The organism is Rhizobium sp. YTUHZ045, assembly GCF_051124255.1.
Taxonomy (GTDB): Bacteria; Pseudomonadota; Alphaproteobacteria; order Rhizobiales; family Rhizobiaceae; genus Rhizobium.
The window spans coordinates 4,356,917-4,378,770 of sequence record NZ_CP101432.1; the positions used below are offsets into that span (position 1 = coordinate 4,356,917).

Annotated in this window: 23 protein-coding genes; 13 read left to right on the plus strand and 10 right to left on the minus strand. The window is 62.0% G+C overall.

Translation table 11 applies throughout. The annotated features are described in order from the left end of the window. Positions 1–67 precede the first annotated feature (67 nt). The 6 genes from upp to NMA58_RS21315 all read right to left on the minus strand — a co-directional run bounded on the left by upp (position 68) and on the right by NMA58_RS21315 (position 4,829). Complete coding sequence (gene upp / locus NMA58_RS21290) at positions 68–697, minus strand: uracil phosphoribosyltransferase (RefSeq protein WP_020920114.1); 630 nt, start codon at positions 695–697, stop codon at positions 68–70. Positions 698–799: 102 nt separating this feature from the next. Then, a complete protein-coding gene (locus tag NMA58_RS21295) occupies positions 800–1,768 on the minus strand; it encodes an adenosine deaminase (RefSeq protein ID WP_434711828.1) in 969 nt (322 codons plus the stop codon). After that, positions 1,765–2,985 carry a phosphopentomutase gene (locus NMA58_RS21300; protein WP_434711829.1) on the minus strand — a complete coding sequence of 407 codons (1,221 nt, stop codon included), beginning with the start codon at positions 2,983–2,985 and terminating at the stop codon, positions 1,765–1,767. Before NMA58_RS21300 ends, NMA58_RS21295 begins: the two co-directional genes overlap by 4 nt. 103 nt (positions 2,986–3,088) lie before the next feature. Continuing rightward, positions 3,089–3,670, minus strand: a complete 582-nt coding sequence (locus NMA58_RS21305) for a TadE/TadG family type IV pilus assembly protein (RefSeq protein WP_434711830.1) — start codon at positions 3,668–3,670, stop codon at positions 3,089–3,091. Then, positions 3,670–4,305 carry a TadE/TadG family type IV pilus assembly protein gene (locus NMA58_RS21310; protein WP_434711831.1) on the minus strand — a complete coding sequence of 212 codons (636 nt, stop codon included), beginning with the start codon at positions 4,303–4,305 and terminating at the stop codon, positions 3,670–3,672. The genes NMA58_RS21305 and NMA58_RS21310 overlap by 1 nt, the downstream gene beginning before the upstream one ends. Before the next feature lie 113 nt (positions 4,306–4,418). Continuing rightward, complete coding sequence (locus NMA58_RS21315; protein ID WP_020920118.1) at positions 4,419–4,829, minus strand: pilus assembly protein N-terminal domain-containing protein; 411 nt, start codon at positions 4,827–4,829, stop codon at positions 4,419–4,421. A 378-nt stretch (positions 4,830–5,207) separates the two neighbouring features. On the opposite strand from NMA58_RS21315, the gene NMA58_RS21320 reads away from it, so the two are divergent. The 10 genes from NMA58_RS21320 (at position 5,208) to NMA58_RS21365 (ending at position 14,786) form a co-directional block, all read left to right on the plus strand. Beyond that, entirely contained in the window at positions 5,208–5,393 is a 186-nt protein-coding gene (locus NMA58_RS21320) for a Flp family type IVb pilin (protein ID WP_434711832.1), read from the plus strand. A gap of 125 nt (positions 5,394–5,518) precedes the next feature. Further along, positions 5,519–6,031: an A24 family peptidase gene (locus NMA58_RS21325; RefSeq protein WP_434711833.1), complete on the plus strand. Its 513-nt coding sequence runs from the start codon at positions 5,519–5,521 to the stop codon at positions 6,029–6,031. Positions 6,032–6,141: 110 nt separating this feature from the next. Then, on the plus strand, positions 6,142–6,957 hold the full coding sequence (gene cpaB / locus NMA58_RS21330; protein ID WP_434711834.1) for a Flp pilus assembly protein CpaB: 816 nt from the start codon (positions 6,142–6,144) through the stop codon (positions 6,955–6,957). A gap of 12 nt (positions 6,958–6,969) precedes the next feature. Further along, positions 6,970–8,466 carry a type II and III secretion system protein family protein gene (locus NMA58_RS21335; protein WP_430958131.1) on the plus strand — a complete coding sequence of 499 codons (1,497 nt, stop codon included), beginning with the start codon at positions 6,970–6,972 and terminating at the stop codon, positions 8,464–8,466. Continuing rightward, complete coding sequence (locus tag NMA58_RS21340; RefSeq protein ID WP_430958132.1) at positions 8,463–9,221, plus strand: CpaD family pilus assembly protein; 759 nt, start codon at positions 8,463–8,465, stop codon at positions 9,219–9,221. The genes NMA58_RS21335 and NMA58_RS21340 overlap by 4 nt, the downstream gene beginning before the upstream one ends. Positions 9,222–9,235: 14 nt before the next feature. Next, complete coding sequence (locus tag NMA58_RS21345) at positions 9,236–10,513, plus strand: AAA family ATPase (protein WP_434711835.1); 1,278 nt, start codon at positions 9,236–9,238, stop codon at positions 10,511–10,513. 30 nt (positions 10,514–10,543) lie between these two features. Then, positions 10,544–12,022 (plus strand): CpaF family protein, encoded by a 1,479-nt coding sequence (locus NMA58_RS21350; RefSeq protein ID WP_430958134.1) that lies wholly within the window; start codon positions 10,544–10,546, stop codon positions 12,020–12,022. 4 nt (positions 12,023–12,026) lie between these two features. Next, positions 12,027–13,034 carry a type II secretion system F family protein gene (locus NMA58_RS21355; RefSeq protein ID WP_430958135.1) on the plus strand — a complete coding sequence of 336 codons (1,008 nt, stop codon included), beginning with the start codon at positions 12,027–12,029 and terminating at the stop codon, positions 13,032–13,034. A 15-nt stretch (positions 13,035–13,049) separates the two neighbouring features. Further along, positions 13,050–14,036 (plus strand): type II secretion system F family protein, encoded by a 987-nt coding sequence (locus NMA58_RS21360; protein ID WP_434711836.1) that lies wholly within the window; start codon positions 13,050–13,052, stop codon positions 14,034–14,036. Positions 14,037–14,153: 117 nt separating this feature from the next. Next, entirely contained in the window at positions 14,154–14,786 is a 633-nt protein-coding gene (locus NMA58_RS21365) for a LysE family translocator (RefSeq protein WP_434711837.1), read from the plus strand. Between the two features lie 41 nt (positions 14,787–14,827). Here the strand turns inward: NMA58_RS21365 and NMA58_RS21370 are convergent, their stop codons facing one another. Further along, positions 14,828–15,667, minus strand: a complete 840-nt coding sequence (locus tag NMA58_RS21370) for a tetratricopeptide repeat protein (RefSeq protein ID WP_434711838.1) — start codon at positions 15,665–15,667, stop codon at positions 14,828–14,830. Between the two features lie 141 nt (positions 15,668–15,808). On the opposite strand from NMA58_RS21370, the gene NMA58_RS21375 reads away from it, so the two are divergent. The 3 genes from NMA58_RS21375 (at position 15,809) to NMA58_RS21385 (ending at position 18,605) form a co-directional block, all read left to right on the plus strand. Then, on the plus strand, positions 15,809–17,200 hold the full coding sequence (locus NMA58_RS21375) for a leucyl aminopeptidase family protein (RefSeq protein WP_434711839.1): 1,392 nt from the start codon (positions 15,809–15,811) through the stop codon (positions 17,198–17,200). Between the two features lie 172 nt (positions 17,201–17,372). Beyond that, positions 17,373–17,723 carry a MarR family transcriptional regulator gene (locus tag NMA58_RS21380; RefSeq protein WP_011423607.1) on the plus strand — a complete coding sequence of 117 codons (351 nt, stop codon included), beginning with the start codon at positions 17,373–17,375 and terminating at the stop codon, positions 17,721–17,723. A gap of 24 nt (positions 17,724–17,747) precedes the next feature. Further along, complete coding sequence (locus NMA58_RS21385; RefSeq protein WP_434711840.1) at positions 17,748–18,605, plus strand: NlpC/P60 family protein; 858 nt, start codon at positions 17,748–17,750, stop codon at positions 18,603–18,605. Here NMA58_RS21385 and NMA58_RS21390 read toward each other — a convergent pair. Genes NMA58_RS21390 through NMA58_RS21400 form a run of 3 tightly spaced genes read right to left on the minus strand, consistent with a single transcriptional unit; the run spans position 18,602 to position 21,807 of the window. Continuing rightward, entirely contained in the window at positions 18,602–19,993 is a 1,392-nt protein-coding gene (locus NMA58_RS21390; RefSeq protein ID WP_434711841.1) for an amidase, read from the minus strand. The two genes, NMA58_RS21385 and NMA58_RS21390, sit on opposite strands and share 4 nt — an antisense overlap. Next, the gene (locus tag NMA58_RS21395) at positions 19,993–20,856 is read right to left on the minus strand and encodes an ABC transporter permease (protein WP_434711842.1); all 864 of its coding nucleotides are present in this window, start codon (positions 20,854–20,856) and stop codon (positions 19,993–19,995) included. Before NMA58_RS21395 ends, NMA58_RS21390 begins: the two co-directional genes overlap by 1 nt. A 3-nt stretch (positions 20,857–20,859) precedes the next feature. Continuing rightward, the gene (locus NMA58_RS21400) at positions 20,860–21,807 is read right to left on the minus strand and encodes an ABC transporter permease (RefSeq protein WP_434711843.1); all 948 of its coding nucleotides are present in this window, start codon (positions 21,805–21,807) and stop codon (positions 20,860–20,862) included. Positions 21,808–21,854 lie beyond the last annotated feature (47 nt).

Sequence of the window (21,854 nt, forward strand, 5' to 3'; positions counted from 1 at the left end):
AACAAAAAGGCCCGGAGCGAACCGTCCGGGCCATAAAGCCTTTCGATTTGGTAAAGGAAGGCTGAAATTATTTGGTGCCGTACATGCGGTCGCCGGCATCGCCAAGGCCCGGCATGATGTAACCCTTCTCGTTGAGATGGCTGTCGATCGCCGCGGTGAAGACCGGAACATCCGGATGCGCAGCGCGGAAGTTGCGGATGCCTTCCGGGGCGGCGAGAAGGCAGAGGAAGCGGATATTGTGGGCGCCGCGTTCCTTGAGCTTGTCGATCGCCGCAATCGAGGAATTGCCGGTCGCCAGCATAGGATCGACGACGATGATCAGGCGCTCGGCCACGTCCTCTGGCGCCTTGAAGTAATATTCGACCGGCTGCAGCGTCTCGTGATCGCGATAGACGCCGATATGCGAGACGCGGGCGGATGGCACGAGATCGAGCATGCCTTCGAGCAGCCCGTTGCCGGCGCGCAGGATCGAGGCGAAGACCAGCTTCTTGCCCTCGAGGATCGGCGAGTCCATCGTTTGCAGCGGCGTCTCGATCGTCGCCATCGTCAATTCGAGATCGCGGGTGACCTCGTAACAGAGCAGCGTGGAGATTTCGCGCAGCAGGCGCCGGAAACTTCCCGTCGATGTCTCCTTGCGCCGCATGATGGTGAGCTTGTGCTGCACAAGCGGGTGATCGATGACCGTGACGCCGTCCATGGGGAAGCCTTTCATTCTTTCTATCGAATGTTTCTTTCACGGAAATCGGCTCGACCGCAAGAGTGGAGCCGAATTTGCGTCGGTCTTCCCCAGCCTCTCGCCTTAAAGGCGGGCAAGCAGCGCCTTACGCGTCTCATCGTCGACGAAGGCAGCCTCGATTGCAGTGCGCGTCATGGCGTTGATTTCTGCATCGGCGAATCCGAAAACATCGGCGGCAAGCTCGTATTCCCGCTTCAGCGATGTATGGAAAAACGGCGGATCGTCGGAGCTGATCGTCACCCGTACACCCGCTTCCTTCAGTCGCCGCAGCGGATGCGAGGTGAAGTCGGGAAAGACCCTGAGTGCGATATTGGAGCCCGGGCAGACTTCGAGCACCGTGCCGAGATCGGCAAGCCGCTTCACCAAATCGGTATCCTCTATGGCGCGCACGCCATGGCCGATGCGCGCGGGCCGCACGGCATCGAGCGCGTCGGCAACGCTGAAGGCGCCGCAGACCTCGCCGGCATGGATGGTCAATCCCAGGCCGGCATCGCGGGCGATGTCGAAAGCTCTGATATAATCGGCCACACGGCCCATGCGCTCCTCGCCGGCGAGATTGAAGCCTGTTATCAAAGGGTTGCCGGCCTTTGCCGCATATTCGGCCGCGCCGATCACGCTTTCAGGACCGAAATGCCGTTCCCCGGTGACGATCAGCCGCGCCTCGATGCCGCTTTTGGCCTTGGCCCGCCGGATGCCTTCACAGACGCCCGATATATAGGCATCTGCGCCGAGCCCGATGCGCTTGCCGTGGTCCGGCGACACGATAAGTTCGCTGTAGATCGTGTTGATGCCGGCAAGTTCATCGAGATAGGTTTCGGTCAGAAGCGCATAATCCTCCTCCGTCCTGTAGACCTCGGAAACCTTGTCGTAACACTCGAGAAAACTTGCGAAATCGTGCCAGACATAGGCGCCGTCACGAAGCTCGCCGCTGATGTCGACGCCGTATTTCCGCGCCTGCGCCTCTGTCAACACAGGCGGTGCCGCACCTTCCAGATGGCAGTGCAGCTCGACCTTCTTCAAATGCGATGTCACAGGAAACTCCTTCCATGCGCTCCGCCGGGGATGCCGAGGTGGCGCGCAATGCTTTCGCCGATATCGGCATAGGTGCGGCGAACGCCGATGGAACGCGACCGGATGCCGGGGCCGTAGGCAATGATCGGCACGCGCTCGCGCGTGTGATCCGTGCCGCGCCACGTGGGGTCGCAGCCATGGTCGGCGGTCAGCACGACGAGGTCGCCGGGTTTCAGCTTTTTGTGGACCTCAGGCAGACGGGCATCGAAGGCTTCGAGCGCTGCCGCATAACCGGGCACGTCGCGACGATGGCCGTAGATCATGTCGAAATCGACAAAATTGGTGAAGACGAGATCGCCGTCCTCGGCCGCGTCGATTGTCGAGAGCGACGCATCCATCAGCGCCTCGTTGCCGGTGGCCTTGATGACTCTGGAAATGCCTTGATGGGCGAAGATGTCGCCGATCTTTCCCACGGCATGCACGTGCCTGTTGTGCTCGACCAGCCGGTCGAGCAGCGTCGGCTCCGGCGGCAGAACGGAAAAATCACGCCGGTTTCCGGTGCGCTGGAAGGTGGAGGCGGATTGGCCGATGAAGGGCCGGGCGATGACGCGGCCGATATTGTAGGAATCGAGAAGGGCGCGAGCCGTGTGGCAGAAGGCAAGCAGCCGGTCCAGGCCGAAATGCGCTTCGTGCGCCGCTACCTGAAAGACCGAATCCGAGGACGTATAGCAGATCGGCTTGCCGGTGCGGATATGTTCTTCGCCGAGCCTGGCGATGATTTCGGTTCCCGAGGCGTGGCAATTGCCGAGAATGCCGGGAATGTCGCCCTCCCGGCATAATGCCTCGATCAGTTCCGGGGGAAAGGCATCGCCTTCCGTCGGAAAATATCCCCAATCGAAATTGACAGGCGTCCCCGCGATCTCCCAATGGCCCGATGGCGTGTCCTTGCCGCGGGAGATTTCGCTGGCCGCGCCATAAATGCCGTAGACCTTTTCCGGCAGGGGCATGCCGGCCGGAAATTGGCCGGAGGCCGCCCGGGCGATGTGCAGAAGCCCAAGTTCCGACATGTTCGGCAGGGAAAGCGGCCCGCTGCGCAGCCCGGCGCGGTCTCCGGCACCGGCCGCGCAGAATTCGGCAATATGGCCGAGTGTGTCGGCGCCCTCGTCGCCATAGGCTGCCGCATCAGGCGCCCCACCGACGCCGAAGGAATCGAGAACGAAAAGAAAGGCGCGCGCCATTTTACCCCCGAAAGGACCGATCGCCGGCCTCCGGACCGTCGGAGGCTGAAGCCCACGCATATAGCGCCGCGCCTGGCTTGGCAAATTCGAGATGGGGAAGCGGTCAGCAGTCGCCGCAGGGGATCGAGTCGCCTTGCCGCTGACGGTAGAAGTAACTGCGGCTGATGGTAATCGTGCGCATCCCATCCGGCATGAAGTTCGGCGCGAACAGGAACATCGTATAGGGGATGCTGAGCTCGGTCCGGACGAGGAAGCTGTTTGCCGTCTTCATATCGGCCGGCACGTCGCTCACCGTCCCATTCTTGGCGTAAGGCGCCGTTCCGTCCTGCGCCCAGGACCAGAGCACTTTCGCATTGGCGCCGGCGTCGATTGAAATTCCGGTGATTTTCAGCGTCAGCGATGTTGAATTGTAGGGCACGAACATCGCCGTTGCGACCGACGGCATCTGCGCGAGCGCGTTCTTCGTGACGGATTGCTGCTGGGTGACGAGGTCGGCAATCGAACCAGCGGCCCGTGTAGCGCGCTTGCTGACGCTGAGGCCGATCGTGATCTCGAAAGCGCCGATGTAGAGCATGATGAGCACGGGAAAGAGGATTGCGAATTCGATCGCTCCGGCGCCCTTGCGCTCTCGCGCCAGCCGACGCGCCTGCTGTACCAGTCTGGAGAACGGGTTGCGCATCGCCATTATGGATACTGCTCGTTCTGGAAGGCGGAGGTGGCGATAATCAGATATTGCGTCGGCATCGAACCGTCGGACGGACGGACGGTCGTGATATAGGGCCGGACCAGATCCGTGATGATTTCCCATCGATAGTAGGCGCGCAGCATGTTGATCGTGCCGGCGCCGCCAGGCGCATATTTGAAGGCGGCGGTGTTGATGTCGGCATATCGATCACTGGAAACTTTGGGGATCGTCGTCGGAATGGCCGAGAAGGTGGCGAACGTCTGCACATCTACGTAAAGCTTGCTCGGCGTTGCGGCTTCGCTTGTCGAGCAACTGATCAGGATCGAGATCTCGTTGCAGAACGCCTGGCGGAATTGCGTCCGGCTCATATCAGTCGTACGGCCGAGATTGTAGGTGATCTGCCCGGTTCGCATCCGCCGGCTCATCGTATCGACGGCGTTGGAGACGAGTTCCTCGGCGGCGAAGGCGATGAAGGTTTCGAGGATCGCGAAGATCACGAGGAAATAGGGGATGGCAAGCAAGGCAAATTCGATCGCCGCTGCGCCGTCGCGCGAGCGGGCGACAGCGCGAAACTTGGAGAAACGGTCCGGCGCGAAGGCGCGCTCCCCATCCGTCTTCTGATCAACTACCGTCATTGCCTGGACCCGAGCGACATCTCTGCCTGCCACACTAGGGTCCGTTCGTTGATTTTCCGTTTCAGCCCGATACGACGATTTTAACGAATGGCAGAAGATCCGAGCCGGGCCGGTCAGGGTGATGTGGCGCCGGCGGCCGCTTGCTGCGCATGCTGCTCGCAATTGGGTGTGCAGGACAGCACGGAGCGCTCGGTCTGCCGGTAGACGCGCACCGTGTTGCCCTCGTCTATCGATACAAGGATGCGCTCGTCCAGGATTGCATTGCCGTCGGCGTCCAGAAGGACCAGATTGGTGGTGCCGAAGCTGCGTCCTGTCAGCACGATGGTCTTGGCATCGGCGACGGTCGCGTCGGCGACCTGGGCATTACCGACGATGACCTTGCTGACGGGGCGGTCGAGCTTCAAGACGCGCGCGTGATCCATATAGACGCGCAGCATGTCATCGTCTGCGGCCGAGGAAACTCCCGAAATACCGGAAACGGCGATCATGCCGGCAAAGAAAATGGTTTTGCCGCTCGATGACATTTGGTCCTCTTTCACGATCACAGCGCAACAGGCGCATAGAATGGGAAAAAATGGTGAATGAAGCTTTAAACCCACCACGCTGTTTCGCGGTGAGACGGGATGATCTGATTTGGCACGAGATCCGGTCGGCGTCATTGCGGCTCGATACGGCGCCTGTGCTATTGCTGGATGAATCCCCTCGTTAACCTCTGAAAATCATTAAATGTTGAGCGAAATGAATAGCGTAAAGCTTACCATACAAGAGCCTCCGGCGGCTTTCACATGCTGTTAACTCTTTTTCTTAAGCCGATAGAAACGCCCATTCATTAGATTGCTGTCATCCGATCAACGGCAACAGTTGGCGGACGTGCTGAACATCAACTGGAGTTAGGAGTACCCATGACCAAGCTTTTTAGCCGTTTTCTGAAGGACGAATCCGGCGCGACCGCAATCGAATACGGCCTGATCGCAGCCCTCATTTCCGTAGCACTCATCACCGGCGCGACGACCCTCGGCGAGAAGATCGGCAACACGTTCGAAGGTTTGAGCAACAAAATGGACGACGCCACTTCGAAGGCGAACTAATCCAGGTGCCGCGAGGCGGCACTTTCCTGATTCTGGTCGGATCTGATCTGGCTGGTCTATCGAGCGGGCTCACGCGCTGAACGGCCGTGAGCCTTTTCGCATCTTGCTATGATCGGGTATTACGCATGATCGCAGCTGCAGTCTTTGTAATACTGCCACTCTGCCTCGCCATGGCGGCCTTCTCGGATCTGTTCACCATGACGATTCCGAACCGTATTTCTCTGATCCTAGTTGTCTCTTTCCTGGTACTGGCGCCGTTTTTTGGTCTCGGCCTGCAGGCAATCGGCATGCATCTTGCAGCCGGCGCGATCGTCTTTACCGCATGCTTCGTTCTCTTTGCCTTCAACGTGATGGGCGGCGGAGACGCAAAACTGTTGACTGCCACCGCGCTCTGGTTCGGCCTGAACGAATCCCTGCTTTTCCTGATGACCGATGTTGGCATTATCGGCGGCCTCATCACTCTGCTCATTCTGCTGGTGAGGGGACAGTCGAATACCATCCTTGCGATCGGACTGCCGGTGCCGAACTCTTTGCTGCTCGCCAAGAAGATCCCCTACGGCATTGCCATCGCGATCGGCGGCTACATGGCCTTCCCGTCCTCGCCGCTCTTCATCGCTGCGCTGGAAAGCTTTAAATAACCGTATTTTAAATGCCCGTTAACTTAAAATGTAAGCATTCCATTAACTATAATTATACCAATTCCTGAGCATTCTGCAGGGCGAACATATCGTGCCCTGAGGAATGATCGATGAAACCGGCCCGCCTTATAATTCTCGCTGTCGCCGTGGTGGCAGCCGGCCTAGCCGGGCTCCTGGCAATGCGCATGGCCGGCAGCGGTGGCGTCGTCACGCGGGTGCAGTCGGTCATCGAGAAAGAACCCACCGTCAACATCCTCGTCTCGAACAAAAATTTGCCGGTCGGAGCGAGACTCGGCGATGACACGGTGCATTGGATGGCCTGGCCGAAGGACGGCGTCGTTCAAGGCTTCATCACCGAAGCCGACAAGCCGAATGCGATCAAGGACCTGCAGGGCGCCGTCGTGCGTCTGCCGATCTTCGAAGGTGAGCCGATCCGGCCTGAAAAGGTCGCCGATTCCAGCAGCCGCATTCTGTCCTCGCTGCTGCCGGCCGGCAAACGCGCCGTCGCAACCGAGATATCCGTGGCAACAGGTGCCGGCGGTTTCATCCTGCCGAACGATCGCGTCGATGTCATCATGGTCCGCAAGGGTACCGAGGCCAACAAGCTCATCACCGAGACCGTGCTGAGCAATGTGCGCGTTCTCGCCATCGACCAGCAGATCCAGGAAAAGGACGATGGCTCGAAGACGGTGGTCGGCACGACCGCAACGCTCGAGCTGACCCCGGACCAGACGAAAGTTCTCGCCGTTGCCCAGCAGATGGCTGACCGGCTTTCGCTCGCTCTGCGCTCCGTCGCCGATGCGCAGGAGCAGGACACCAGTGCGGCGGACTATCTGCTGAGTGGCGACAATGGCAGCGCGATCATTCAGGTCATCAAGTCGGGCTCTATCGTGACGAATGCCGGCGCAGCGCCGAAGGCGGAGTAAAGGGACGTGCAAATGGGTAATTCAACGCGGCGCGCCAAGCTTCTCCTGACGGGCTGCCTTTCGCTGGCAGTCGGCGCGATCGGCATGGCGCCGGCCTCTTTCGGACCGCTTCTCGCTGTCAGTGAGGCGCGTGCAGCGGAAAGCCTTGTCCGCATCTCGCAGACCGGCCCCGACGCCCATCGCCGGCTGAAGCTCGGACTGAACAAGGCAGTCGTCGTCGATCTGCCGGAGGATGCCCACGATATCCTGGTCTCCGATCCGACCATGGCTGATGCCGTGACCCGCACTTCGCGGCGCATCTACCTGTTCGGCAAGAAGGTCGGCCAGACGAATATCTTTGTCTTCGGCGCCGGCGGGCAGGAGGTCGTCAATCTCGACATCGAGATCGAGCGCGATGTTTCCGGCCTCGAAACCAATCTCCGCCGTTTCATTCCCGACTCCAACATCAAAGTCGAAATCGTCTCCGACAACATCGTGCTGACCGGCACCGTTCGCACGCCGCAGGACGCGACGCAGGCGGCCGATCTGGCGCAGGTCTTCCTGAAGGGCGGCGAAGCGACGACGAGAACCGAGACGGCATCCGGCACCGGCGGTGACAGCTCGGTGGCGCTCTTCGCCGAAGGCCGCCAGACGTCGCAGGTCGTCAACCTGCTGCAGATCCAGGGTGAGGACCAGGTCACCCTCAAGGTGACGATTGCTGAGGTTCGCCGCGAGGTGCTGAAGCAGCTCGGCTTCGACAACCTCGTCTCCAATTCCTCCGGCATGACGGTCGCTCAGCTTGGCGCTCCGAGCGCCGACAGCGCCACAGCCACCGTCGGCGGCGGCCTGGCGGCGCTCTTCAAGAGCTCGATCGGCAAATACGACATTTCGACTTATCTTAACGCCCTGGAGCAGGCCAAGGTCGTCAGGACGCTTGCAGAGCCGACGTTGACGGCGATATCCGGCCAGGCGGCGACCTTCAATTCGGGCGGCCAGCAGCTGTATTCGACGACCGACAACGACGGCAACGTTACTGTCGTTCCCTTCAACTACGGCATCAATCTTGCTTTCAAACCGGTCGTGCTGTCGTCCGGGCGCATCAGCCTGGAGATCAAGACCAACGTCTCCGAGCCGGTGGCCGGCAGCGGCAACGCCACCTATCAGCGCCGTTCGGCGGAGACCTCGGTGGAACTCCCCTCGGGCGGCTCGATCGCGCTGGCCGGCCTTATCCGCGACAATGTTTCCCAGACGATGGGCGGCACGCCCGGCGTCTCGAAGATCCCGCTTCTCGGCACGCTGTTCCGCCAGAAGGGCTTCGAGCGCCAGGAAACCGAGCTCGTCATCATCGCGACCCCCTACCTGGTGCGTCCGGTGGCGCGCAATCAGCTCAACCGGCCGGATGACAATTTCAGCCCTGAGAATGACGGCGCAACCTTCTTCCTCAACCGTGTGAACAAGGTCTATGGCCGCCGCGAGGCGCCCGTCGCCGACGCGCAGTTCCACGGCTCGATCGGGTTCATCTACAAATGAGCGGGGCACGGTCGGCAGCAATGGCACAGAACAGAGATCAGGCGATGGCCCATATCAATGCGACGACACACCGCCTCGGTTACTCCAGGGCGCTTTTCACCACGGTGATCATGTCGGTGGCGATCCTGTCCGGATGCGCCGGTCCGCATGACCAGCTGACGACAGGCGGGATTCCTGACGACTACCGCGCCCGCCATCCGATCATCGTCACGGAGGCCGAGCAGACGGTGGATATACCCGTCGCCTCGACCGACCGCCGCCTGACCATCGCCCAGCGCGACCTCATCCGCGGCTTTGCTGCAAACTACATATCACGCGCCTCGGGCCCGGTTTACGTCCTGTCGCCGGAAGGTTCGCCCAATTCCGCGGCCGCCTATCAGCTGCGCAACCAGGTGCGTGCCGAACTGGCGGCGAGAGGGATCGCAAGCTCGAAGATCATCAATACCTCCTATGCCGCTGCCGGTGCCGGCGATGCCGCGCCGATCCGGCTGAGCTTTACCGGCACGACCGCGGTCACCACGCAATGCGGCCAGTGGCCGAAGGATATCTCGAACGATCTCGCCAACCAGAATTATTATAATTTCGGCTGTGCATCGCAAAACAACCTCGCCGCCCAGATCGCCAATCCCGAGGACCTGGTGGCGCCTCGCGGCATGACCCCGATCGATGCGCAGCGACGCAACAACGCCATCCAGGAATACCGGACGACGACATCGACGATCGAGGATGTCGCCGGCAGCGACAGCAGCTTCTGAGGCGGAACGGGACGATGAGCACGATCGAATACGAAATCAGGAACCCCAGCGAGCTTCGCCATGCCGAGGAGGCGGTGCGCATGGCGGATCTGGAAACTATGCGGCCGCTGCCGCGCATCTCCGTTCACGCTTTTTGCGAGAGCGAGCCCCTGCAGCATGTTATGGAACGCTGCGCCAATGATCGGCGCATGGCGAAGGTGAGCATGCGCATCACCAGCGGCGGCATAGCCGCTGCCGCCAATATGTTTGCCGGCATTCCGACGCCGAACCTGATCATCCTCGAGACCAAAGCCAATTCCGGAAGTCTGCTGGGCGAACTTGCGCCGCTCGCCGCCGTCTGCGACCCCAGCACCAAGGTCGTGATCGTCGGCTACTACAATGATATTGGACTCTATCGCGAACTCATCCGCAACGGCATTTCCGAATATATGGTTCAGCCGGTCGCCATGCCCGACATTCTGGCGGCAATGGCCTCGATCTTCGTCGATCCGGAAGCCGAGCCGCTCGGCCGCAGCATCGCCTTCATCGGCTCGAAAGGCGGCACCGGCGCCTCGACCATAGCGCATAATTGCGCCTTTGGTATTTCCAATCTTTTCTCCACCGAGACGATCCTCGCCGATCTCGACCTGCCCTATGGCACGGCCAATATCGACTTCGATCAGGATCCGGCACAGGGCATCGCCGAAGCGGTCTTTGCGCCCGATCGGCTCGACGAGGTCTTCCTCGACCGCCTGCTGACGAAATGCTCCGAGCACCTTTCCCTGCTTGCCGCACCCTCGCTGCTCGACCGCGCTTATGATTTCGATGGCCAGGCTTTCCAGCCGGTGCTCGATGTCCTGCAGCGCAGCGCGCCCGTCACCGTGCTCGACGTCCCGCACGCGTGGTCGGAGTGGACGCGCACGGTTTTGGCGAGTGTCGACGAGGTGGTCATCACCGCGGTTCCCGACCTTGCCAACCTGCGCAACACCAAAAACATGCTGGACGCGCTGCGCAAGATGCGGCCGAATGACAAGCCGCCGCATCTGATCCTCAATCAGGTCGGCATGCCGAAACGTCCGGAGATATCGCCGTCGGATTTCTGTGAGCCGCTGGAGATCGATCCGATCGCGATCATTCCCTTTGACATCAACCTCTTCGGCAACGCCGCCAACAGCGGCCGGATGATCTCGGAAGTCGATCCGAAGTCGCCGACGGCCGAAACCTTTTCGCAGATATCGCACATCGTCACCGGCCGGGTCGCCATCAAGAAGGCGAAGAAGGGCGGCCTGCTCGGCCTCCTGAAGCGGAAGTAGATGTAGAATGAAGAGATCGGATTAAGCGGCATGTTTGGAAAACGCGGAAACGAAGGTTTCGGAAAGGCCGGAGGCGCAATAGCTCCTCCTCCTCCGCCGGCCCCGGCCGCCGCCGCCGTGGCTTCTTCTCCTGCCGTCCTCGTCGAACCCCAGCGCGAACCCTTGCGCCAGCAGGTGACGCCGCCGCCGATGCAGGCGCCGCAGCGCAAGCGGCCGGTTCGCACCGACGAATATTATGATACCAAACAGCAGGTATTTTCCGCGCTGATCGACACGATCGATCTCTCGCAGCTTTCCAAGCTCGATGGCGAGAGCGCGCGCGAGGAAATCCGCGACATCGTCAACGACATCATCACCATCAAGAATTTTGCGATGTCGATCTCCGAGCAGGAAGAACTGCTCGAGGATATCTGCAATGACGTTCTGGGCTACGGTCCGCTGGAGCCCTTGCTGGCGCGCGACGACATCGCCGACATCATGGTCAACGGCGCCGGCCAGACCTTCATCGAAGTCGGCGGCAAGACGATCGAATCGGAAATCCGCTTCCGCGACAATGCGCAGCTTCTGTCCATCTGCCAGCGCATTGTCAGCCAAGTCGGCCGTCGCGTCGATGAATCGAGCCCGATCTGCGACGCGCGCCTGCCCGATGGCTCGCGCGTCAACGTCATCGCGCCGCCGCTGTCGATCGACGGGCCGGCGCTCACCATCCGCAAGTTCAAGAAGGACAAGCTGACGCTCGATCAGCTCGTCCGTTTCGGCGCGATCACGCCGGAAGGCGCGACCGTGCTGCAGATCATCGGGCGCGTGCGCTGCAACGTCATCATCTCAGGCGGCACGGGCTCCGGTAAAACGACCCTCCTGAACTGCCTTACCAACTATATCGACCGGGATGAGCGCGTCATCACCTGCGAGGACACGGCGGAACTGCAGCTGCAGCAGCCGCATGTCGTGCGTTTGGAAACGCGTCCGCCGAATATCGAAGGCGAGGGCGAGATCACCATGCGCGATCTCGTCAAGAACTGCCTGCGCATGCGTCCCGAACGCATCATCGTCGGCGAAGTGCGCGGACCTGAAGTCTTCGACCTCTTGCAGGCGATGAACACCGGTCACGACGGCTCGATGGGCACGATCCACGCCAACACGCCGCGCGAATGCCTGAGCCGTATCGAATCGATGATCGCCATGGGCGGCTTCTCGCTGCCGGCAAAGACGGTCCGCGAGATCATCTCAACCTCCGTCGACGTTATCATCCAGGCGGCACGCCTGCGTGACGGTTCGCGCCGCATCACCCAGATTACCGAGGTGATCGGCATGGAAGGCGACGTCATCATCACCCAGGATCTGATGCGCTACGAGATCGAGGGCGAGGATGCGGGCGGCCGACTGATCGGCCGGCACATGTCGACCGGCGTCGGCAAACCGCATTTCTGGGATCGGGCTCGTTACTTCAACGAGGAAAAGCGCCTGGCCGCTGCCCTCGACGCGATGGAAGCGAAATCGAAGGAATAGGGTGATGTTCGGATTCGATCCGCTAGTCCTGGCAATCGTCGTCCTAGCCGCTGTATCCGCCGCGGCGGTCGCCTATGCCCTGTTGTTTTCCCGGATCGAGGCCGACAAGAAATCGGCAAGCCGCATCAACCGTGTCAAATCGGCTGAGGTCGACCGCGCCAAGGTCAAGGCTGCCCGCGACCGCGTGCAGGAGATGTCGAAGCGGCGCAAATCGGTGCAGGACAACCTGAAGGATCTAGAAAAGCGCCAGAACGAAAAGACCAAGAAGACGCTGTCGATGAAATCGCGGCTGGTGCAGGCCGGCCTGACGATCACGCTGACGCAGTTCTATCTCTTCAGCGCCATTTTCGCTTCGGTGCTGCTGTTCATGGCTTACATCATCGGCGCGTCGTGGATGGTCATGATCGGCATCGCTTTCGTGGCCGGACTCGGTCTGCCGCGCTGGGTCATCGGTTTCCTGATCAAGCGCCGCCAGAACAAGTTCCTCAACGAGTTGCCCAATGCGCTCGATGTCATCACCCGTTCGATCAAATCGGGATTGCCGCTCAACGATGCGATCCGCCTTATCGCGACCGAAGGCACTGAGCCGGTCAAGAGCGAATTTCGCCGGGTGATCGAGGCCCAGCAGGTTGGCCTCAGCATTCCCGACGCCTGCGCCCGCATGACGCTTCACATGCCGCTCCAGGAAGTCAACTTCTTCGCGATCGTCATCGCCATCCAGTCTCAGGCCGGCGGCAATCTCTCCGAAGCGATCGGCAACCTGTCAAAGGTGCTGCGCGAGCGCAGGAAGATGAAGGCCAAGGTCTCGGCACTGTCGATGGAAGCCAAGGCGTCGGCCGTCATCATCGGTGCTCTGCCCTTTATCGTCGCGACCCTCGTTTACCTCACCTCGCCGAACTACATGATCGTTCTTTTCACCGATCCGCGCGGCCATTTCATCATGGGCGCCTCGGCGGTCTGGATGTCTATCGGCATCCTCGTCATGCGCAACATGGTCAATTTCGACATCTAGCGGGAGAGAAGCACCATGTCGCAGGATCTTGCCGCAACGCTGACCAATCCGAGCATGCTGATCGCTGTTTTCGTCGCGATCGCCGTCTTTGCGACTTTTTACACGATCGCCGTCCCCTTCTTCGAGCGTGGAGATCTCAACAAGCGCATGAAAGCGGTCTCGACCGAGCGCGAGCAGATCCGCGCCCGCGAACGCGCCCGTATGAACACGGAACCTGGAGCCGGCAAGACTTCGCTCAGGAACCAGAACAACCGCTCCGTCCGCCAGATTGTCGAACGCTTCAATCTGCGTAAGGCGCTCGTCGACGAAAACACGGTCAACAAGCTGCGCGCCGCCGGTTTTCGCTCGGAAAATGCGCTGAATACCTTTCTCGTCGCTCGCTTCCTGCTGCCCTTTCTCTTCCTAGCGCTCGCCGCCTTCTGGGTCTTCGGTCTCGGCGGCCTTGCTGATCGCGGCATGCCCATGCGTATGCTCGCCGTCATCGGCATCGCCTATCTCGGCTTTTATGCGCCGAATATCTATATCTCCAACCGCATGAGCAAGCGACAGTACTCGATCAAGCGCGCCTGGCCCGATGCGCTGGACCTGATGCTGATCTGCGTCGAATCCGGCATCTCGATGGAGGCGGCGATGCGTCGCGTGTCGGAGGAGCTCGGCGAGCAGTCGCCGCCGCTTGCCGAGGAGATGGTGTTGACCACCGCCGAACTCTCCTTCCTGCCGGATCGCCGTGTGGCGCTCGATAATCTCGCCGCGCGCACGCAGCTCGAGCTGGTGCGCTCGGTGACCCAGGCGCTGATCCAGGCGGACCGCTACGGCACGCCGGTTGCGCAGGCGCTGCGCGTTCTCGCCCAGGAAGGACGCGACGAGCGGATGAACGAGGCGGAAAAGAAGGCGGCCGCTCTGCCGCCGAAACTGACGGTGCCGATGATCCTGTTCTTCCTGCCGGTGCTGATCGCGGTCATTCTCGGCCCGGCCGGCATTCAGGTGGCGGATAGGTTCTGAACCGCAGGGGCCACTTCGACCCGCGTGACCGGCGCTGGCATAGCTGGTAAACGGGATGGGGTCGGAAGCACGGAAGTGACCGCCCCAGCGCTATCCGATTCCGAAAGAGAGGTTCCGATGTCTTCCGCAGGCATTTTCATCAGCATCATGGCAGCCTTGGTCGTCGGCGCGATGAGCCCCGGCCCGAGTTTCGTCGTCGTCTCCAGGATCGCCATCTCGCGTTCGCGGCTGGATGGACTTGCGGCCGCATTCGGCATGGGCGCCGGCGGCGTCGTTTTCGCCGGTCTGGCGCTCGCCGGTCTGACTGCATTGCTGTCGCAATTCGAATGGCTCTATGTGATGCTCAAGGTGGCGGGCGGTGCTTATCTCCTCTACATCGCCGTCACTATCTGGCGAGGCGCCGCAAAGCCGATCGAGCTCTCCGATGCCGCCAATGGCCATCGCGCGCCCGTTCGCAGCTTCATGACCGCATTGCTGACGCAGCTCAGCAACCCGAAGACCATCATCGTCTACGCCAGCCTTTTTGCGGCGCTTCTGCCGCGGACGGTGCCGCTCGATCTTCTCGTCGCGTTGCCGGTCGGCGTTTTCGCGGTGGAGGCGGGGTGGTATTCGGTCGTGGCTCTCGCCTTTTCGGCCCGCCACCCGCGGCGGCTCTATCTCCATGCCAAGGGCTGGATCGACCGGGCCGCCAGTGCGGTGATGGGCGGTCTTGGTCTGCGGCTCATTCTTTCGGGCCTCAGCGTCAGGTAGATCAGGCGGAGAAGGCCTGGTCATCCGGCAAAATGACGAGGTCAGTTGGTGTTGCTGTCACCGGCTGCGCTCGGCGCCTTGTCCTTGGCAGCGAGCTTCTGCCAGGAATTCTGCTGCGAGAGCATACCCTTGAGATAGGCCACGTTGGCATCGGCCTGCTGCGGCGAAAGCTCCCGCCGCGCGATCTGTTCGGCTTCTGCAAAACGCCCTTGAAGGCCGACGACGAGGGCAAGATTCTGCCGGACGCGGCTGTCGGCGGTCGGCTGGCCGGCGGCGGAGCGCAGATAGGTTTCGGCCGTGCGCAGATCGCCCGTCAGCACATAGGACATGCCGAGGTTGGAAAGGATGGAAGGTTCATTCGGCTGAATGTCGAGCGCGTCACGGTAGCGCTGCCGGGCCTCGCTTGCCCGGCCCATCTGGTCGAGGATTGCGCCTTCGGCCGAGATCAGCCTCCAGTCGGGACGATCGGGTGTCTGGGCGCGGCCGATCGTGTCGAGCGCCTGCTGCAACTGCCCGGCCGCCGCCTGCGCCTTGCCATAGGCGGCCAGCACATTGCGGTCGCCCGGATTGGCGATCGCCACCTGCTGCATGACGGCGAGCGCCTGCGCGTCGCGGCCGCTCATGCGCAGCAGGTTGGCGTAGTTGACGCCGTTGACGGGATCGCGCGGGTTTTTTTCATAGGCCTGGCCGATCCGGTCCGTCGCCGAGCGCAGCTCGGTCGCATCCATCTCTTCGACCGGCTTGGTAAGCTTCGGCACCGAGCCTGTCGTCATCCGGTCCTTGGCCGTCGTCGAGCAGCCGGCAAGAGTGAGGATGATCAGCGAAGCTGCTGCGCCCTGCAGGATACGGTTGGTGGATATGGTGATGCGCGAGGCAGGCATGTTGCGTTCCTGATTCCGAAATCGGCGCCTGACCTCGAAGCGGAACAGGGAAAGGTTTGACGCAATCTTCGCTCCAGCAATAGTCTGTTAACCCTAACAGACCGTTAAGGAACGATTCCTGACGACCGCCGAAGGACAATCATGGCCCCCTATCAGTTCATCGAAAGACCGACTCCCTTCAACACGAAGGGCGGCTCGACGCTGCCGATCTTTGCCGTCACCCCTGCCCATATCGAAACCGGCACGATCGATCCGATTGCGCTCGATTGGGCGCGTAAGGCAGGCTACAAGGCCGAAAGCGGCTCGCTCTTGCTGATCCCGACTTCCGACGGCCAGCTCGGCGGTGCGCTTTTCGGCCTGGGGACCAACCCGTCCGAACAGCCCTACATCACCGGCAGGCTGGCCCGTGCGCTGCCCGCCGGCGACTGGCACATTGAGACCGCGCCGCTGACGGCAAATCGCCTTGCCCTCGGCTTCGGGCTCGGCAGCTACCGTTTCGATCGCTACAAATCGGAAAAGTCGTCGGCAGCGACCTTGATGATCCCCCGCGATGCCGACGGCGCCGATATCAAGCGCCAGCTCGCCGGCGTCTTTCTTGCCCGCGACCTCATCAATACACCGACGAACGACATGGGACCGGAGCAGCTCGAGGCCGCTTTCCGCGCCCTGGCAGGACATTACAAGGCGGAACTATCGGTCATCACCGGCGATGAACTGCTCACCCAAAATTTCCCGCTGGTTCACACTGTCGGCCGCGCCAGCGCTGACGCGCCGCGTCTGCTTGAGCTGCGCTGGGGCAAGAAGGGTCATCGCAAGGTGACGCTCGTCGGCAAGGGCGTGTGCTTCGATACCGGCGGTCTCGACATCAAGCCTGCCGCCTCGATGCTGCTGATGAAGAAGGATATGGGCGGCGCGGCGAATGTCATGGGACTGGCCCTGATGATCATGGACGCCAAGCTGAAGGTCGATCTGCGCGTCATCGTACCGGTCGTCGAAAACGCCATCTCCTCCAATGCCTTCCGCCCCGGTGACATTTACTGCAGCCGAAAGGGCCTGACCGTCCAGATCGACAATACTGACGCCGAAGGCCGTTTGATCCTGGCCGATGCGCTTGCCTATGCCGACGAGGAAGAGCCCGAACTTTTGATCGACATGGCGACGCTGACGGGGGCTGCCCGCGTTGCCCTCGGTCCGGATCTTCCGCCCTTCTTCACCGATGATGCCAATCTGGCCCATGACCTGACCGAAGCAAGCCTGGAGACGGATGATCCGATCTGGCGCCTGCCGCTCTATGCTGGCTACGAAAAAGATGTCCGCGCCAAATTCGCCGACCTGACGAATGCCCCGGCCGGCGGCATGGCGGGGTCGATCACCGCCGCGCTTTTCCTCAAGCGCTTCGTCAGCAAGACCAAGAGCTGGGCGCATTTCGATATTTACGGTTGGGCTCCGTCCGAACGGCCACATTCGCCAGGCGGCGGCGAGGCACAGGCGATCCGCGCGCTCTTTCACCATATTCGCACCAGCCTGCGCTGACGCCTCCTGGATAATGCTAAGGCGCATTTGCACGACTCTGTTGCGCACTGCGCCTGGCGGCCGATCGTTAAAATTTTATTCACCCTGCCGGACGGCAGTTCCCGCCACCACTTGCATGTCCACGGCAACTGCCGGAAAATGAAACGCTAGCGTAACGATTTCCGGAGGGGCCGTGCCGATCGAACTGACCGCCTCGCAGGCGCTGGGGCTCTGGCATGGCGTGGCGCTCGACCAGGTTCGTCATGACGACCGCGATTTGACATTGCGCCAGATGGCGATCCTCCTGCATATTTACCTGGTGCCGCCGCCCCACACGGTGCGCGGGCTTGCCGCCACGCTCAACGTCACCAAGCCGGTCATTACTCGCGCCTTGGATACGATGGGTGAGATGGGCCTGGTTGATCGCGTGCGCGACGATGCCGACCGTCGTAATGTGATCATCAAACGTACCGTCGGCGGTGCGCTTTACCTGGAAAAGCTCGGCGATCTCGTCCGGGATCAGGGCCGGCGCCTACCGATCTAAAAGGGCGATCTGAAAGGGACATAAATGATGATGCTCGACCGCCGCCTGCATGCCTATCGGCCGGATCTCGCGGAAGCGGGGCTCAAGGGCAAGGTGGAGGCATCGCGCTTCGTGGAAGGCGCCGCAGCGCGTGTTGCCGTTCCCGTCGTTGCCCTGCGCCCAGAGCCGGAACTTGCCCGCGGCATCGATACGGAACTGCTCCTCGGCGAGGAGGTGACCGTTTTCGATCGTGCCGACGGCTGGTGCTGGGTAAAAGCTGCCTCCGACGGCTATGTCGGTTATCTCAAGGCAGAGGCGCTCTCGCAAACCGGGCCGGCGCCGACCCACATCGTCACCGTCCAGCGCACCTTCCTCTATCCGGAGCCGGAACTGCGCAAGCCGCACCACGCCATTCTGTCAATGGGAAGCCGCGTTCACATCACCGGCGAGGCAGAAGTGCGCGGCAACCGCTACGTCGTGCTGCCGGACGGCACGGCAATCTTCGCCAGGCACGTGCAGCCGATCGGCGCTCTCGACGGTGCCGATTATGTCGCGATCGCCGCCCGTTTCCTCGAGACGCCCTATCTCTGGGGCGGCCGATCCGGCCTTGGCATCGATTGCTCCGGCCTCATCCAGCTGGCGATGCTGATGGTGGGCAGACTGGCGCCGCGTGACACCGACATGCAGGCGGCCGGACTCGGCGAACCGATCGACCGCTCCGAAATCCGCCGCGGCGACCTGGTGTTCTGGAAAGGCCATGTCGCGATATTCGAAGATCCCCAAACCATTCTCCACGCCAACGGCCATAGCATGACGGTGGCGCGTGAGAATTTCGAGGCGGCCGTCGAGCGCATCGGCTCGCTGTACCAACGGCCGACGGGCTATCGCCGCCCGTTTGGCTAAGTGATCGGCCGCTGCGGCCAGATGCTCAAGCCGCCGGTCCAATCCTCGAAAGCTTTCGACAGTCTCAGCACCCGCATGTCGTCGAAACGCGGTCCGACGATCTGCAGCCCGATCGGCATGCCCGACCGGGAGAAGCCGCAATTGATCGACGCGGCCGGCTGCTCCGACATGTTCCACGGTACGGTGAAGGCGATATGTTCGAACGGTCTCGTCGGATCATTGGTCGGCGATGCCCACTCGGCCGGATAGGAGATGATGGGGTTGGTCGGCGAAAGCAGGGCGTCGACCGTGGTGAACAGCCGCCCGCAACTCCTGCGCATTTCGATCGTCTGATTGAAGCCTCTGACTGCATCGACGCCGCTAATACCGGCGCCGGCCTTCGCCCAATCTCTGATATAGGGTAGGATGCTATCGCGCCGCTCTTCGTTGAGCCCTGCGATATCGCTCCACAGGCGAGCGCGCCAGAACGTGTCGAGCCCGTCAAGCATCGCGCGCGTTAGCACCGGTTGAACGGAGACGATGGTCGCGCCGGCTTTCTCGAAACGTTTCGCTGCCGATTCGACCGCGACCCTGATCTCATCATCGACAGCAAACCCGCAGCCGGCATCGAGCATCAGGCCGATTTTCATGCCTGACATGTCGACAACGAAATCCATCCAGTCGAAATCGTTGGGCGGCAGGCTGGTCCCGTCGCGCCAGTCGGGCCGTGACAATGTCGCCATGGAAAAAGCGGCGTCCTCGACAGTGCGCGTCATCGGGCCGAGACAGCGCCCGACATAATAGGGATCGGCCGGAATGCGCCCGTGGCTCGGCTTGAAGCCGAAGATGCCGGTCCAGCCGGCAGGAAGCCGCACCGAACCGCCGATATCCGTGCCGATGTGCAGCGGCCCGTAACCGGCCGCGGCCGCGGCCGCGGCGCCGGCGCTCGATCCGCCGGGATTCTGCGCAATGTTCCAGGGATTGCGGCTGAGGGGATGAAAGCTCGACAGGCCGGAGGAAAGCATGCCGTAATCCGGGCAGGTGGTCTTGGCAAAAATCACCGCGCCGTCCTCGCGCAGCCGCGCGGCAGCCGGCGCGTCAGCCTCCGCCGGCTTCAGTTCCACCGCCCTGGTGCCGAGCGGCACCGGCTGCCCCTCCGTCGCGATCAGTTCCTTCAGCGTTGCCGGGATGCCGTCGAGCGTGCCGAGCGTTCGTCCCTTCGCCCAGCGCTCCGTCGAAGCTTTCGCCTGCACGCGCGCCGCCTCCGGGTCGTAGAGGTAGAGTGCTGAGATCGACGGCTCCCAGGCGGCGATATGGTCTTCGAGGGAGAGCCAGTATTCGAGCGGCGAGAGGCTCTTATCGGCGAAGCGTCGCCTGAGTTCACGGATGGTAAGGTCGGTTTCGGCCATCAGCGGCTCGCCTCGCGTGGATCGAGAAGATCGCGCAAGCCGTCGCCGAGCATGTTGAAGCCGAGCACGGTGAGCGCGATGGCAAGGCCGGGCAGGACTGCCAGCCAGGGGGCCAATGCCAGATAGGTTTGCGCATCCGCAAGCATTCGGCCCCATGTCGGCGCCGGCGGCGCCATGCCGAGCCCGAGAAAGCTGAGGCCGGCCTCGGTCAGGATCGCCAGCCCGAGTTGGATTGTCCCATGCACGATGATCTGGCTGATGATGTTCGGCAGCACATGGCGCAGCGAAATGGTCAGGCGCGTATTGCCGATCGCGCGTGCCGCCGTCACATAATCGCGGCTCCAGGCCTGCAGCGAGGTTGCCAGCGTCACCCGTGCAAAGACCGGAATCATGAAGACGGCGATCGCGGTGATTGCGGTGAACCGCCCCGGGCCGAGAAAAGCGCCGAGCACCATGGCCGACAGGATCGGCGGCAAGGCGAAGATGACGTCGCAGATGCGCATCAGCAGCGCTTCGGCTGGACCGCGGATCGCCGCTGCGGAAATGCCTGATATCGAGCCGAGCGTCCCGCCGATCGCAACCGCAGTGATGGCGATCGACAGGGAGTTCCAGCATCCGGCCATCAGCATCGATGCCACGTCGCGGCCGAACTGATCCGTGCCGAGCAAGCCGAAGGCAAGCGGCGGCTGCAGTTTATGGATGATCTGCATCTTCGCCGGCGGCAGCGGCGTCCAGACGAGCGACAGCAGCGCAACGGCGACCAGCAAGCCAATGATGACAGTGCCCGCGATGAGGTTCATTCGCCGGCTAAGGCTGGCAGTTCTTCGGCGGCACGCAATGGCGGGGGATACGATCTGGGCCATGTTTCAGGCCGCCTTTCTCATCCTGGGGTCGATCGCCAGATAGGAGAGATCGACGACGAAGTTCACCACGATGACCAAGCCTGCGAAGAACAGCACGACATCCTGCATGACGATGACGTCGCGCTGGGAGAGTGCCTGAAGCGCAAGCCGCCCGAGCCCCGGCAGGTTGAAGACGTTTTCCACCAGCACCGCGCCGGCGACCAGAAAGGTGAATTGCAACCCGATCATCGTCAGAATCGGGATCAGCGCATTCGGCACGATATGCCGCCACAGCACCGCACTGCTCGACAGCCCCTTGGCCACCGCGGTGCGGGCAAAATCCTCATGCATCGCCTCGATCACCGCCGAACGTGCGACGCGCGTCAACACCCCCGCCTGCGGCATCGCCAGCGCGACGGTCGGCATGACGAGCGCCTGCAATGCCGGCAGAAACCCCTCGTGCCAGCCAGGAAAGCCGCCCGCCGGCATCAGTCCGAGCAGCGTCGAGAACAGGATGATCATGAGCAGCGCCACCCAGAAGGCGGGCACGGCGATGCTGACCTGCGAAAAGAGCGTTGCGATGATGGCGAAGACGCCGCCGCGGCGCGAAGCGGCCAGTGCGCCGAGCGGCAGGGCAATCGCCACCGACAGCACGATTGCCATCAGCGCCAGCGGCAGCGTCACCGCCAGCCGCTCGACGATCAATCCGGCGACCGGGACGCCATAGGTGTAGGATTGGCCGAGATTGCCCGATAGCACGCCGGCGAGCCATTGGCCGTAACGCAGGATGAGCGGCTGGTCGAGGCCGAGCTCGTGGCGCAACGCCGCCAGCGTCTCCGGGCTTGCCGAGGTGCCGAGCATGATCGAGGCGGGGTCGCCGGGCAGAAGATCCATGAGGGCGAAGATCAGCAGCGAGACGATGAGAAGTGTGAGGATGAGGCCGGTGAAGCGGCGGGCGAGGAGGGTGATCATATGGGGTCGAGAACGACTGCGGTGGGACGCGGCACGCCCCTTTTGCC

Excerpts from the sequence above, each read along its gene's own strand:
- NMA58_RS21315 (WP_020920118.1), bottom strand. The coding sequence starts at position 4,829 with ATGTCATCGAGCGGCAAAACCATTTTCTTTGCCGGCATGATCGCCGTT.
- NMA58_RS21345 (WP_434711835.1), top strand. The coding sequence starts at position 9,236 with ATGAGCACGATCGAATACGAAATCAGGAACCCCAGCGAGCTTCGCCAT.
- NMA58_RS21300 (WP_434711829.1), bottom strand. The coding sequence starts at position 2,985 with ATGGCGCGCGCCTTTCTTTTCGTTCTCGATTCCTTCGGCGTCGGTGGG.
- NMA58_RS21370 (WP_434711838.1), bottom strand. The coding sequence starts at position 15,667 with ATGCCTGCCTCGCGCATCACCATATCCACCAACCGTATCCTGCAGGGC.
- cpaB (WP_434711834.1), top strand. The coding sequence starts at position 6,142 with ATGAAACCGGCCCGCCTTATAATTCTCGCTGTCGCCGTGGTGGCAGCC.
- NMA58_RS21385 (WP_434711840.1), top strand. The coding sequence starts at position 17,748 with ATGATGATGCTCGACCGCCGCCTGCATGCCTATCGGCCGGATCTCGCG.
- NMA58_RS21335 (WP_430958131.1), top strand. The coding sequence starts at position 6,970 with ATGGGTAATTCAACGCGGCGCGCCAAGCTTCTCCTGACGGGCTGCCTT.
- NMA58_RS21400 (WP_434711843.1), bottom strand. The coding sequence starts at position 21,807 with ATGATCACCCTCCTCGCCCGCCGCTTCACCGGCCTCATCCTCACACTT.
- NMA58_RS21310 (WP_434711831.1), bottom strand. The coding sequence starts at position 4,305 with ATGACGGTAGTTGATCAGAAGACGGATGGGGAGCGCGCCTTCGCGCCG.
- NMA58_RS21390 (WP_434711841.1), bottom strand. The coding sequence starts at position 19,993 with ATGGCCGAAACCGACCTTACCATCCGTGAACTCAGGCGACGCTTCGCC.
- NMA58_RS21375 (WP_434711839.1), top strand. The coding sequence starts at position 15,809 with ATGGCCCCCTATCAGTTCATCGAAAGACCGACTCCCTTCAACACGAAG.
- NMA58_RS21395 (WP_434711842.1), bottom strand. The coding sequence starts at position 20,856 with ATGGCCCAGATCGTATCCCCCGCCATTGCGTGCCGCCGAAGAACTGCC.
- NMA58_RS21365 (WP_434711837.1), top strand. The coding sequence starts at position 14,154 with ATGTCTTCCGCAGGCATTTTCATCAGCATCATGGCAGCCTTGGTCGTC.
- NMA58_RS21305 (WP_434711830.1), bottom strand. The coding sequence starts at position 3,670 with ATGGCGATGCGCAACCCGTTCTCCAGACTGGTACAGCAGGCGCGTCGG.
- NMA58_RS21325 (WP_434711833.1), top strand. The coding sequence starts at position 5,519 with ATGATCGCAGCTGCAGTCTTTGTAATACTGCCACTCTGCCTCGCCATG.
- upp (WP_020920114.1), bottom strand. The coding sequence starts at position 697 with ATGGACGGCGTCACGGTCATCGATCACCCGCTTGTGCAGCACAAGCTC.
- NMA58_RS21350 (WP_430958134.1), top strand. The coding sequence starts at position 10,544 with ATGTTTGGAAAACGCGGAAACGAAGGTTTCGGAAAGGCCGGAGGCGCA.
- NMA58_RS21340 (WP_430958132.1), top strand. The coding sequence starts at position 8,463 with ATGAGCGGGGCACGGTCGGCAGCAATGGCACAGAACAGAGATCAGGCG.
- NMA58_RS21320 (WP_434711832.1), top strand. The coding sequence starts at position 5,208 with ATGACCAAGCTTTTTAGCCGTTTTCTGAAGGACGAATCCGGCGCGACC.
- NMA58_RS21360 (WP_434711836.1), top strand. The coding sequence starts at position 13,050 with ATGTCGCAGGATCTTGCCGCAACGCTGACCAATCCGAGCATGCTGATC.
- NMA58_RS21355 (WP_430958135.1), top strand. The coding sequence starts at position 12,027 with ATGTTCGGATTCGATCCGCTAGTCCTGGCAATCGTCGTCCTAGCCGCT.